Genomic DNA, 11,522 nt, shown 5'->3' with positions numbered 1-11,522 from the left:
GGGCGAGGGCACGGGCGGCGGCGGGGGACTGGGGATGCGCCTGGTACCGAACGCGCTGGCCGCCATCGTGGACGGTGAGCTTCGGGTTTACTCGCTGGGCGGCCGCGGCGCGCTGGAGAAGCTGGTGGACCTGGTGCCCGAGCTGGTTCAAAAGCTCGGCGCCCAGATGGGCAAGGGCCGCACGGAAGAGAAGACCGAAGAGGCTTCGTGAGGGCCTGGCCTCAGGAGGCGGGGGTCAGGGGTAGCGGTTCGACCCGGTGGGTGGTGACGCTGATGCCCTGGCCCCGCTTCTCGACCTGTCCGGTGATGACGAGCGCCGGCCGGGTGAAGATGTGGTGGCCGAAGCGCTGGTAGACGTCCTCGAAGACGGTGGCGTCGAGCAGCCCCTCCTCGTCTTCGAGGGTCAGGAAGACGACGATGCGGCCGCTCCGGGTAGGCGGGCGGTGGGGCCGAACGACAAGCCCGGCTACCTGTACCCGCTCCCCCTTCGCCCGGCGCCGTACCTCCTGCGTGGTGAGAACCCCCCGCCGCTTCAGCGCCGGCCTCACGAAGGCCATCAGGTGCTTGTCGGGGGAGAAGCCCATCGCGTACAGTTCCAGCGCCAGCTTTTCAAAAGGCGGGAAGTCCTCCAGATGGGTGGCCGCGTCTGAAAAACCGGGTGGCACCGCCTCGCCGACCGGTGCGGGAAGGGGCAGGTTCGCCTGAAGGGTCGCATCGCCTTCGCCGCCCGGATCCCGGGCCTGCCGGGCCTGCGCCATCACGGAGGGCAAGTGCCAGAGCAGTGAGCGGCGGTTGGGCGAAAGCGAGTCCAGGGCGCCGGCCATGATCAGGGCCTCCAGGGCGTCACGGGGGAGGGCCACCCGCCGGCACAGATCGAAAAGCGACCGGTACGGCCCGCCCTGCGCCCGCTCGTCGAGGATGGCCCGGGCGCCCTGCTCTCCCAGGCTCCGCACCACCTTGAGCGGCGTTCGGATGGCGGTGCCGCCATCCGGCGGGAGCTTCACCACCTGGTAATGCGCGCCGCTTTGGTTCACGTCCGGCCCTAGCACGGCCACGCCGCGCCGGCGGGCCTCGGTGACCAGCGTGTGGGGCGGGTAGAAACCCATGGGCTGGTTGTTGAGGAGCGCCGCGTAGAACTGGGCGGGATAGTGGCGCAAGAGATAAGCGGTCTTATAAGCGGTGGTGGCGAACGCCGCCGCATGCGCCTCGCAGAACCCGTAGCCGGCGTAGCCGACGATGTAGGAGAAGACGGTCCGGGCGACGTCGGGCGGCACCCCGCGCGCTCGGGCGCGCTGCAGGAAAAGCTCGCCGATGGCCTCCATCTCCTTCTCGGAGCGGAAGTGCGTCATGGCCCGTCGCAACCGGTCGGACTCCCCGGGTGAGAAGCCGGCCACGGCGGTGGCGATCTCGATGACCTGTTCCTGGAAGAGCACGACCCCGTACGTCTTCTTCAGGATCCGTTCGAGGGCGGGGTGGATGTAGGAGACGGCTTGATGGCCCCGGCGGCGGGCGATGAAGGGTTCCACCATGTTGCCCTTGATGGGGCCGGGGCGGATGAGGGCGACGCTTGCGACGATGTCTTCGATGTGCTCCGCGCCCAGCCGGCTCTGCAGGGCGCGCTGGGCGGGGCTTTCGAGCTGGAAGACCCCGACGGTGTCGCCCTCGTTGAGCATCCGGTAGGTGTCCCGATCGTCCAGGGGGATGTGGTCGTAGGAGAAGCCGCCGCCATGAGCCCTTTCGCCATGAGCAATCAGGGTGACCGTGTCGTCCACGGCGCCCAGCATCCGCAGGCTGAGGAGATCGAGCTTGATGAAGCCCATGGCCTCCACGTCGTCCTTGTCGAACTGCGCCACCACCACTCCTTTGGCGGCCATCTGGAGCGGAACCAGTTCGGCGATGGGCTGATCGCTGATGATGAGGCCGCCGAGGTGCGTTCCGAGGTGGCGGGGAAAGCCGGCGACCGCCTCGGCCAGGTCGAAGAGCAGCTCGTAGCGGTGGCCGTTATGTCCCGGCGGGGGCCTGAGCAGCTCGCTTTTGCGCAGTTCCGGCAGGCGCGCCGCAGCGTGGCGGATGGCGCCGGCCGGGATGTGGGGGAACCGGCTGGCCAGAGCGTGGAGTTCCGCCTCGGGGTAGCCCATCGCCTTGCCAATGTCCCGCAGCGCCGAACGGGCCTGGAAGGTGTTATAAGTCGCCACCGAGGCCACGTGATCGGCGCCGAACCGTTCGTAGACGTACGCGGCCACCTCGTCCCGGCGGCGGGCGTCAAAGTCGATGTCGATGTCTGGCTTCTGGGCCCGCTCCAGGCTCAGGAAGCGCTCAAACAAGAGCCCCCGGCCGGCGGCGTCCACGTCGGTAAGGAACAGCGCATAGGCGACGGCCGAGTCGGCGGCCGAGCCGCGCCCGGCGGTGCGGATGCCGCGGCGGCGGGCGAACTGGACGATGTCGTGCGCCACCAAAAAGTAATCCTCGACGCCCAGTGCCTCGATGATGTGAAGCTCGTGGTCCAGGCGGTGGCGGAGGGCCTCGGTGAGCTGCCCGTGGCGCTTTGCCGCGCCCTCGTACGTGAGCCGGCGCAAAAGCCCTGCGGCCGTCTCGCCGGGCGGCACCGGGTAGGAGGGGAAGAGCTTCTCCCCCAGGGGCAGCACGTTTTCGTCGCATACTTGCGCGATGCGGCACGTGTTGGCCAGCGCCTCGGGGAGGTCTGCAAAGAGCTCGGCCATCTCCTTCGGCGACTTGAGGTACTGCTCGGCGTTGAGGCGCCGTTCGGGGTGCACCGACTCGAGCCGGGTCAGGGTGCGCACGCAACTCAGCACGTCGTGCACCGGAAAGTCGGCCTTTCGGGCGTGGTGGACGTCGTTGGTGGCCGCCACGGGCACACCCGCCGCGCCGGCCAGTTCGGCCAGGCGCCGGGCCAGATGGCGGCTCTTTGGGAGGCGCAGGTCCTGAAGCTCCACGAAGAGGCGATCCTTGAAGACCTCCCGGTAGCGCTGCAGCGCCCGGCGCGCCTCCCGCTCCTGGCCCTTCAGGAGCCGGGTGGCGAGCTCCCCCCGCCGGCACCCCGTGAGCGCGATGAGGCCGTCGCTGAAGCGTGCGATGCTCTCCCACCGGGCGCGGGGCGAGCGGCGCGGCGAGCCGAGGTGGGCATCGGTGAGGATGCGGCACAGATTGGCGTAGCCGGTGCGGTTTTGCACCAAAAGCGTCAGGTGGTAGCCGCCTTCCAGCGTCAGTTCGGTGCCGACGATGGGCTTGATCCCACGGGCTTGGGCCTGTTGTACGAAGCGCACCGCCCCGCTCAAACCGTCGTGGTCGGTGATGGCAAGTGCCCGCATCCCCAAAGCGCCGGCTCGATCCAGCAGGGCCTCGATGGAGCTGGCGCCGTCCAGGAAGGAGAAAGGGGTGTGAACGTGCAGGTGCACGAACTCCGGAGAAGCCATCTCTCAGTCCACAACCCGGTAGAGCTGCCACTGGCCCGTGGCCACGTCGTACCCGAGTTCGTAGATGCCCCGGTCGGCCGTCAGCACCTGAACGAACCGCTTTTCGCCCTCACCGTCCCACCAGCGCCCCGTCTCGTACCACTCGTCCAGGCACTCCCGGACGGCAATCCTCCGGCCCCGCCAGACGAAGCAGGCCGGCGCCGCGCAGGGCGAATGGGGGCAGGGTGTGCCGGGCCGGGGGTGCAGGGCGCCGCAGGCCTGGACAGGCTCCTCGATGCGCCGGCTCAAGGCAGGCCCACTCCCTGTTCGACGAGGGTCAGCATGGCTTCCCGACGGGTCAGGCTTTCGCCGGACGCGGCGCGGATGGCACCCGGCCCCACCTGCCGGCAGACGGCCTGGATCGCCTGGCTCATCCGGGCCGGGCGGGGCGGCTCACCCGGCCCCATCAGGGAAGCCTGGCGGGGCCGGGCAGGCTGAAGGGGGGCGGCGACGAGATCCAGCCGGAGGGGAGAGGCGCCCGCCTGAAGCCAGAAGCGCGCCTGCCGGACAAGGCGCTGGAGCAACCTCACCGCAAGATCCGTAAACGCCCGGGCCTGCCGGCGTTGCTCGCTGAGGCGGATCGCCTCGCTGAGCGTAACCCACCCACCTGCAGCGGACCATGCGCCGCGGGGCGCGTCCCGGAGGGCGGGTTGCCGGCGGGGGGCCGTCAGCGTCAGCCGGATGCCCAGCGTCAGGGCCAGTTGCATCCTCGACTCCAGTTCCGCCCCCAGTTCAAGTGCCCACCGGCGTACCTGTTCGGCCAGGGCAGCGCCCTGCTCCGTCAGGGAGAAGCCGGAGCCGTCCAGGTCCAAGCCTCTCGCCACCGATGGGGGAGGGTAGGCCGGCAGCACCGGCGAGGGGTCAACGCCGCGGCTTTTCTGCCAGAGATCCCATCCGATGGGGCCAAAGCGCTCCGTCAGCGCCTCCGGGCCCAGGCGCGCCACCTCCCCCACGGTCCTGAAGCCGAGCAGGGTAAGCTGTAGCTGGATGGCGTGCGGGCAGATCCAGAAGTGTCGCATCGGGAGGCCCTCCAGAAAGGTGCGGGCGGCGTCCGGCTCGACGTGCCGCACGAAGACCCCGGTACTGCGGAGCCGGTCAGGCTGGATCCGCGGCAGCATCCGGTGCAGGCGCTCCGCCTCCTCCAGGGCGGCCGCCTTGGCCACGAGACGGGTAGGGCCGGTCCCGATCACCGAGGTGGCGGGAAGTCCGACCCGCACCGGTGCGGCCAGGCCCTGCGGGAGGGCCAGGCCGCGCGGCGGTTCGACAAAAGCCCCGCCGGAGGTGTCGGGCTCCACCGCGGCGCCTGCGCTGGCCAGGGCTTCCCAGACGGACTCGATGTGCCGGCGGGCGCGGTCCGGGCGCAGCGTCCGCACCTCCAGATCCGGGCAGGCCAGGCGCGCCTGGCGCAGCGGGACACCGGCCTCAACGCCCAGGGCTGCCGCCTCCCAGGAGCAGTCGGCGACGCGCCCCTTCTCCTCCATGACCAGAGGCCGCCCCCGCAGGGCCGGCTCGATTGCCTGTTCGATGTCAGCGCTGATGTGCGGTGCGTATAGGTAAGCAAGCGTAGCCATGCCGGAACCCCCATGGAAACACATGTTCGGCTTGCACGCCTATTGTACCGCGAATGTGTGTTCGGGGTCAAGGGAGAGGAAGGAGCGGGTGGCATTCCCTTCCACTCACGGCAGGCATTTCATGCTCGTTCTCATTCGCAGGAATCGCCGCCACCTGGAGAGAATACTGTCTGACACACCCAAGAGGGGGTTCTGACGAGCATCCCGGCCTGAGGGTCCATTTTGTCGAATCGCTTTACAGCACGGGGGGCAACCAGCAGGCCTGAAGCGACAGCTTCAGGCCGCGCTGTACGCAAGATGCTCAAGGCCAAGCGCGAAGCGGTCCTTCGCTTTAGCCGGTTTCCTCTCAAAAACCCGGCCAGCCTGTACTTTCTGCAGCACCTGCTGGAGGCGCCAGGCCTCTTGGAACGGGTGAGCTTCGTAGCCGAGCGGGACTTCCTGCCCAACACGCTGCTCATCGCCGAGGACGGAAGCCCCGAGATCGGCTTCGAACTCGAGCTGGGCGCCCACCAGCGTGAAGAGGTCAGCATCGTCAACGGCCGGCTGGTCCGAGAACTCCACCGCACCTGCGCCCTTCGCGTTCAGGACCCCATCCAGGCCATCGAGGCGCTGCAGCATCTGCGTGGCCGCCTCTACGCGGCGTTTGCGTTCGCCGGCGAGATACCCCCATGGTACCGGGCCGTGCTGGAACCCAACCCCGCCATGCCCGTGCGAAGCGACCAGAGGCGCCGCGTCGAGGCCGCCCTGAGCGACATCGTGCGGGAACAAGTGGATCTGCTGCTGCTCGCCATCACCTTGCGCCAGGAACTGGAGGAGCAGCTGAAGAACCGCGACCGGGAGGGGTTTGCGCGCACGGCCCCGCTGTACAACACGGTGCGCCAGCGCTGCCTCTGGGACATCTAGGCCTCCAACGCGCTCAAGAGGAACCTCCCTGGCCCGAAGCGAAACTTCCGGCCGTGCTTCGGGGATTTCGCGCGCTTTTGAAAGGGATGAGGGCATGCGTTCCGCTCCTTCCCGGGGAGGCGGGAGGTCGGCTCATGGGCGGCGGGAGCCGGCCAGGAGCAGCGCCGGGTCGGGCCTAGCGTCCGCCCTGGTGGAGCTGATGAAGACCGTAGGCGGCGCCGCGGTGCTGGCCCTGCTCATCATGACCTTCGTCGCCCGCGCCTTTACGGTGGATGGGCCGTCCATGATGCCCACGTTGCACGACGGCGAGAAGCTCATGGTCGACAAGCTGACCTACCGCTTCCGCGAGCCGCAGCGCGGCGAGATCGTGGTCTTTCGCTACCCCATGAATCCCCGGGAGCACTTCATCAAGCGAGTCATCGCCGTACCTGGAGACTGGGTCGAGACGCGGGATGGCCGGGTGTACCTGAACGGCACGGCGCTGGATGAGCCGTACCTGGACGCGCCGACGCTCCATCACTACGGTCCCGTGCAGGTCTCGCCGGGGCACTACTTCGTGATGGGCGACAACCGCAACAACAGTGAGGACAGCCGAGACCCCCGGGTGGGCTTCGTCCCGCGGGAACTCATCGAAGGGCGGGCCGTGTGGCGCTACTGGCCGCTTCCGAGGATGAGCATCATCAGGACGCCTTCCACCTTCACGAGCGTGGCGTCCCCGCCGCCGGGCGCGGCGCAGGCAGCCCCCGCCACTCCATGACCGGGGCCGCGAGGCCTACTTGCGCCGCGGCCTCTGATCGCCCTGCGGCGGCAGCACCAAACGCTGCCCGGGCCTGAGCAGGTTCGGATCGCCGATCCCGTTCGCCTGCGCAAGCCACCGGTACGCCTCGGGGTCCCCGTAGAAGCGTTCGGCGATGGCCCACAGCGTGTCGCCGGGCTGGACCTCGTAGCTTTCCAGCGCCGGTGCGGCGCTGCCCTCGGGAGCGGACGGCGGCGCCGAACCCGAAGGGGGTGACGGCGCAGGCGCAGCCGGGGTCGCGGGGGAAGCCGCCTGTCCCGGTTTGGGCGGAAGCTGCGGCACGACCGGCGTTGCCGGGCCGCCCCCGATGACCTCCTGGGCGGGCTGGGGCGGGCCTCCGGCAAAACGGGGCCAGACCTGTTCGACCCCCCAGCGCGCCATCATGGCGCCCACGAAGACCAGCACCAGCACCGTGATACCCTGGATGGCCCTCGTGACCTGCTGCCAGGCCGGGCGAGCCGCTGCGGCGCCACGCCCCCGGCGGCTGGCGGCGAGGGCCTGCGCACGGCTCACGGGCCAGGTACCGCGTTCCCAGGGCCCGGCGGCGGGCGTACCCTCCCGGGCCGCGGCTGCCTGCTCGACCGGCTGGGAGTAGTGGCCCAGGCGTTCGAGGTCCCGGGCGCTCAGGGTGACGGACGCGGGTGCCTCCCAGAGGCGGAAGCCAACCGCCCGGTCGAGGACCTCGCCGTTCCACCCCCAGAACGCGTGCTGCCCGCTGGCGGGGTCGAAGACCAGCGCCACCTGCCACGGGGCGCCGAAGTGTGTCTGGTGGACGAACGTTTCGTAAGGAGAGAGGTACAGCGGTTCGTCCGGCCGCGAGTGGAACCACCCGATGATCTCACGGTTGGCGAAGCCCGACCCGGCGGCCGCCCGCAGGCTCTTCCAGGCCCGGGGGGTGAACTTGACCGACCGGCTGGCCGCCTCCACCTCGGGTGCCTCGATGGCCCCGTCGATGAGCACGAACCGCTGCCCGGCCCGGTTGACGAGCGCCCGCCCCATCAGCACCCCGGCCGACGCCTCCAGCCCGGGCCGGCGCGCCCAGGACTCCACGGCAGCCATCACGTCCCTGGCAACGTAGATGCGGGGAAGGCCTGCCTGCGCGTGGCCCTCCTGGCCCACCAACTGGGTGCGCTCGGCGCCGGGCTCCTCACCGGGCGGCAGGTCGGAAGGTCCTTTTCGCCAAAGTAAGTCCTCCGACCGTTCTGACACCCGCTTTGCCCTCCCTGGTTTACGTACGAAGAGAGTGAGGGGGCTTGTGTGTGCGTGCGTAAGCACTTGTTCCGTTCGGGTGGACAAGACTCCTCTTCGGAGCGTATACAGGATTGAAGGTGCCGGAAGGGAAGTGGAGCGGTGACCTTCAAGGAACTTCTGGAAATCCTGGTTTGCCCTTCCTGTCGCCACCCGTTCTCGCTGGAAAAGCAAACCTGGCTGGTCTGCCAGAACCCGGATTGCCGGCGCAAGTATCCTATCCGGGACGGCATTCCCATCCTGCTCATCGAGGAAGGGGACAAGTACGCCGACGTCCCGGTGGACTCCCTGGAACCGCTCGAGCCTGCGCCCGAGTGAAGGGGGTGGACCTCAGGTGCGGGTGGCCATCTTCTCTGACGTCCACGGTAACGTCCGGGCGCTGGAGGCGGTGCTGGCGGACATGGCGGGCCGCGCCGACGTGGCGGTGTGCGCCGGAGACGTGGCATGGGGCGGGCCGTTTCCGGAGCGGGTCATTGCCCGCCTGCGGCAGGTGGGCTTTGCGTGCGTGGTGGGCAACACGGACCTGACGGTGGTGCAGGACCCCGCGCCGGACCTCCCGTGGATTCGCTGGGCAAGATCAAGGCTCTCAGACGGGGACCTGGCCTTCCTCGAGCACCTTCCACTGCAGTATCGCATCGAGCCGCCGGGGTCGAAGGACGCCCTTCTCGTGGTTCACAGCACCCCCGACGACCCGGCCCGGGCACTGCCGCACTACACACAGGAGGAGGGACTGGAGCGCCTGTTCGGATCGGCCGGCGCCGCGGTGGTGGTGCACGGGCACGACCACTGGCCCTCGGTCGCGGCGCTTCACCGGGTCACCGTGGTGGGTGCGGGCGCGGTGGGGCTGCCCTTCGACGGGGATCCCAGAGCCTGCTACGCCGTGATGACGTACGACCCACCCACCGGGTGGCACGCCGAGCACCGGCGGGTGGCCTACGACGTCGAGGCCGCGGCCGCCGAGGCGGAGCAGGCGGGCATGCCGGGTGCCCAGCGCTGGGGCGTGGCCATCCGGCGGGGGCTGCCGCCCGACCGCGTCACGCTGTAGAGGTTTGGGGGAAGCGGTTCGATGAAACGCTGGCATTCCGAGGCCACCCGCCCCCAGGCGGGTGGCGTGCAGTACCACATCCGGTGCGCGCCGGGGCAGGTGGCACGTTACGTCCTGCTCCCGGGGGACCCCGACCGCGTGCCCCTCATCGCGTCCATGTGGGACGAATCGCAACCGGTGGCGCGCCACCGGGAGTACACCACGTACACGGGACGAACCGGGGGCGTGACCCTATCCTCCACCTCCACCGGCATCGGCGGGCCCTCGACGGCCATAGCGGTCGAGGAGCTGGCGGAGGTCGGGGCCGACACCTTCATCCGGGTCGGCACGTGCGGGGCGATCCAGCCCGACATCCGTTGCGGCGACCTGGTCATCGTCTCCGCCGCCGCACGGTACGACGGCGCATCCGCCGACTACGTGGACCTTGCCTACCCTGCCGCGGCTCACTATCAGGTGGTCGCGGCGCTGGTGGAGGCTGCCGAGAGGCTGGGCTACCGCTACCACGTGGGCGTGGCGGCCAGCACCGCCACGTTCCACGCCGGGCAGAGCCGCCCGGGGTGGAGCAACTACACCCAGACCTGGACGGACGAACGCCTGGAGAACCTGCGGCGGGCCCGGGTCTTGATCTTCGAGATGGAGGCCGCCACCATCTTCACGCTGGCCGGCCTCTTCGGGCTGCGGGCTGGCGGCGTCATGGCCGTCGTGGCCAACCGCTCCACCAACGAACTCACCTACGGCGGCATCGAGGAGTCGGCGCGCACGGCGACGGAGGCCGTCCGCATCCTGGCGCAGTGGGACGACAAGATGAGCCGTTCAGGACGCCGCTGGTGGTACCCCTCCGTTGGCTAAGGCCCCCAGGCGCTGGCGGAGCTGTTCGAAGAGCTTGCGGCTCTGAGCCACGAGGTCCTCAAGCTGGCGCAATCCCTCGGGCGGCGCCGAACGCATGGACTGCCAGTTGGCGCGCACGTTGAGAGCGGCCCCCTCCACGCAGGACCTGAACATCCAGCCTGCCACGCCGGCGTCCGACAGCGCCGACGAGGGTACGAGCGGCAAGACTTCGGCGAGGATCTCCAGGCCCGCCACGCCTGCCCGCACGGACTCCATGGGCACCTGCGCGGCGTGGATGAGCGCCTGGTGGATGGCCCGGCTGCGCGCCTCCTTCTCCTCCTCGGTGCCCTTCGGGAGGCGGTACGCCCGCATCACCTGGGTGTACGCCTCGACGTCCTGGGAGGCGAGTTCAAGGAGGTGTTCGCCAAGCCGATCGGCCTGGCGGGCGCTCTCCTCCAGCCGGTTGGCAACCTCCTCTTCCTCGGTGCGCCGCAGGGCCAGCCGCGCTACCATCGCGACGAGCGCGGCACCCTGGGCGCCCGCCACCGCTGCCGCACACCCTCCGCCCGGTACGGGGTCGGACGACGCGAGCATGGCCACGAGCCGCCGGGTCGCCAGTTCTGCAACGTCCAACATGCCTCTTGCAAGCCCACCTGCGCGCCGGGGGCTACCTGCCGGGCCCGGCGCCGTTCTGCCGTAAATCGTACAGCACGGCCGTGCCGCCTGCCACTGGCGGGCCGGGCAGTAGCGACGCGCACCCCGCCGGAAATCCCTCGAAGTTGCCGCCAGGAGAGGATGCAGGAGACTCCGGGTCGAAGTTGCGCACTGAAAGGCAGCAAAGAGGAGGACCGCATATGGCGCCTTCCCGGCCGGATCGCGCCTACCACCTCAGACCCGAACTGGAGCGGCTGCCCCGTTATATCCCCGGACTTTCCGCCGAAGACCTGAAGGACAGGCGCACGCCAAGCGGCGCCCCACAGGCCACCGCGCAGGCAGCCGCAGGGCCGCAAGCGGCGGATGAGGCGCCGGTCAAGCTATCCTCCAACGAAAACCCGCTGGGGCCTTCTCCCCGGGCTGTGGAGGCCGTGTCGCGGGCGGCCTGGGAGGCGCATCGTTACCCCGATTCCGAGTGCCGCAGGCTTCGGGCGGCTCTCTCCCGCCGGTGGGACCTCCCGGAAGAGCAGATCGTGGTGGCCAACGGCACCGACAACGTCATCACGCTCGTGGCCCAGGTGCTGCTCGGCCCCGGGTGCCTTGCAGCCATACCGGCGATCACCTTCGCCGCGTACGAGATCGCTGCCCGGCTCTCCGGTGCGGACGTGGAGAAGGTGCCGATGAACGGGGCGGCCATCGATGTCGAGGGCATGGCACGAGCCCTGGTCCACGGCGCACGCGTGGCCTTCGTGGCGAATCCCAACAATCCCACGGGCGCCATTCTAACAGCAGCCGAAGTGGAGCGCCTGGTTGCCGCCGTTCCCGACGGTTCGGCGCTGGTGCTGGACGAGGCTTACGCGGAGTTCGTTTCGAATCCCGCTTATCCGGACGGCGCCGGCCTGGTGCGGCGGGGCGAGCCGGTCGTGGTGCTGCGCACGTTCTCCAAAGCGTACGGCCTGGCCGGGCTGCGGGTGGGGTACGCGCTTGCCCCCGCCCCCGTGGCG

General features: G+C 69.8%; 12 protein-coding genes. 7 read left to right on the top strand and 5 right to left on the bottom strand.

The window, feature by feature from the left end:
• Nucleotides 1–211, top strand: a 211-nt coding sequence (locus AB1609_06725) for a spore germination protein GerW family protein (GenBank protein ID MEW6046159.1), incomplete at its 5' end; no start/stop codon positions are given.
• Nucleotides 212–221: 10 nt separating this feature from the next.
• Here AB1609_06725 and AB1609_06720 read toward each other — a convergent pair.
• The 3 genes from AB1609_06720 to AB1609_06710 are packed head-to-tail and all read right to left on the bottom strand — an operon-like array spanning nt 222 to nt 5,044.
• Nucleotides 222–3,434 (bottom strand): DNA polymerase III subunit alpha, encoded by a 3,213-nt coding sequence (locus AB1609_06720; protein MEW6046158.1) that lies wholly within the window; start codon nt 3,432–3,434, stop codon nt 222–224.
• Between the two features lie 3 nt (nt 3,435–3,437).
• Nucleotides 3,438–3,722, bottom strand: a complete 285-nt coding sequence (locus tag AB1609_06715; protein MEW6046157.1) for a DUF6504 family protein — start codon at nt 3,720–3,722, stop codon at nt 3,438–3,440.
• The gene (locus AB1609_06710) at nt 3,719–5,044 is read right to left on the bottom strand and encodes a hypothetical protein (protein MEW6046156.1); all 1,326 of its coding nucleotides are present in this window, start codon (nt 5,042–5,044) and stop codon (nt 3,719–3,721) included. Before AB1609_06710 ends, AB1609_06715 begins: the two co-directional genes overlap by 4 nt.
• Before the next feature lie 297 nt (nt 5,045–5,341).
• Between AB1609_06710 and AB1609_06705 the strand changes: the two genes are divergently transcribed.
• Both AB1609_06705 and lepB read left to right on the top strand, forming a co-directional pair.
• Nucleotides 5,342–5,947 (top strand): YpiB family protein, encoded by a 606-nt coding sequence (locus AB1609_06705; protein ID MEW6046155.1) that lies wholly within the window; start codon nt 5,342–5,344, stop codon nt 5,945–5,947.
• A gap of 94 nt (nt 5,948–6,041) precedes the next feature.
• Nucleotides 6,042–6,704: a signal peptidase I gene (gene lepB / locus AB1609_06700; protein MEW6046154.1), complete on the top strand. Its 663-nt coding sequence runs from the start codon at nt 6,042–6,044 to the stop codon at nt 6,702–6,704.
• 15 nt (nt 6,705–6,719) lie between these two features.
• On the opposite strand, the gene AB1609_06695 is transcribed toward lepB, so the two are convergent.
• Nucleotides 6,720–7,952: a LysM domain-containing protein gene (locus AB1609_06695; protein ID MEW6046153.1), complete on the bottom strand. Its 1,233-nt coding sequence runs from the start codon at nt 7,950–7,952 to the stop codon at nt 6,720–6,722.
• Nucleotides 7,953–8,093: 141 nt separating this feature from the next.
• Between AB1609_06695 and AB1609_06690 the strand changes: the two genes are divergently transcribed.
• From AB1609_06690 to udp, 3 genes are read left to right on the top strand one after another with little or no spacing between them, the layout of a single operon-like run.
• Nucleotides 8,094–8,309, top strand: a complete 216-nt coding sequence (locus AB1609_06690; protein ID MEW6046152.1) for a Trm112 family protein — start codon at nt 8,094–8,096, stop codon at nt 8,307–8,309.
• A gap of 16 nt (nt 8,310–8,325) precedes the next feature.
• Nucleotides 8,326–9,036 carry a metallophosphoesterase family protein gene (locus tag AB1609_06685; GenBank protein ID MEW6046151.1) on the top strand — a complete coding sequence of 237 codons (711 nt, stop codon included), beginning with the start codon at nt 8,326–8,328 and terminating at the stop codon, nt 9,034–9,036.
• 21 nt (nt 9,037–9,057) lie between these two features.
• Nucleotides 9,058–9,885, top strand: a complete 828-nt coding sequence (udp, locus tag AB1609_06680) for a uridine phosphorylase (protein MEW6046150.1) — start codon at nt 9,058–9,060, stop codon at nt 9,883–9,885.
• Here udp and AB1609_06675 read toward each other — a convergent pair.
• Nucleotides 9,850–10,500: a cyclodeaminase/cyclohydrolase family protein gene (locus AB1609_06675; GenBank protein ID MEW6046149.1), complete on the bottom strand. Its 651-nt coding sequence runs from the start codon at nt 10,498–10,500 to the stop codon at nt 9,850–9,852. The genes udp and AB1609_06675 overlap by 36 nt on opposite strands.
• Nucleotides 10,501–10,718: 218 nt before the next feature.
• On the opposite strand from AB1609_06675, the gene AB1609_06670 reads away from it, so the two are divergent.
• Nucleotides 10,719–11,522: histidinol-phosphate transaminase (locus AB1609_06670; GenBank protein ID MEW6046148.1), on the top strand; the 804-nt coding region annotated here is incomplete at its 3' end.

The organism is Bacillota bacterium, from assembly GCA_040754675.1.
Classification (GTDB): Bacteria; Bacillota; Limnochordia; order Limnochordales; family Geochordaceae; genus Geochorda.
This window is presented reverse-complemented; position numbering and strand designations above follow the sequence as displayed.

What these genes read in the sequence shown, in the direction of transcription:
- AB1609_06705 (MEW6046155.1), top strand. Translation starts at nt 5,342, where the DNA reads ATGCTCAAGGCCAAGCGCGAAGCGGTCCTTCGCTTTAGCCGGTTTCCT.
- lepB (MEW6046154.1), top strand. Translation starts at nt 6,042, where the DNA reads ATGCGTTCCGCTCCTTCCCGGGGAGGCGGGAGGTCGGCTCATGGGCGG.
- AB1609_06720 (MEW6046158.1), bottom strand. Translation starts at nt 3,434, where the DNA reads ATGGCTTCTCCGGAGTTCGTGCACCTGCACGTTCACACCCCTTTCTCC.
- udp (MEW6046150.1), top strand. Translation starts at nt 9,058, where the DNA reads ATGAAACGCTGGCATTCCGAGGCCACCCGCCCCCAGGCGGGTGGCGTG.
- AB1609_06675 (MEW6046149.1), bottom strand. Translation starts at nt 10,500, where the DNA reads ATGTTGGACGTTGCAGAACTGGCGACCCGGCGGCTCGTGGCCATGCTC.
- AB1609_06710 (MEW6046156.1), bottom strand. Translation starts at nt 5,044, where the DNA reads ATGGCTACGCTTGCTTACCTATACGCACCGCACATCAGCGCTGACATC.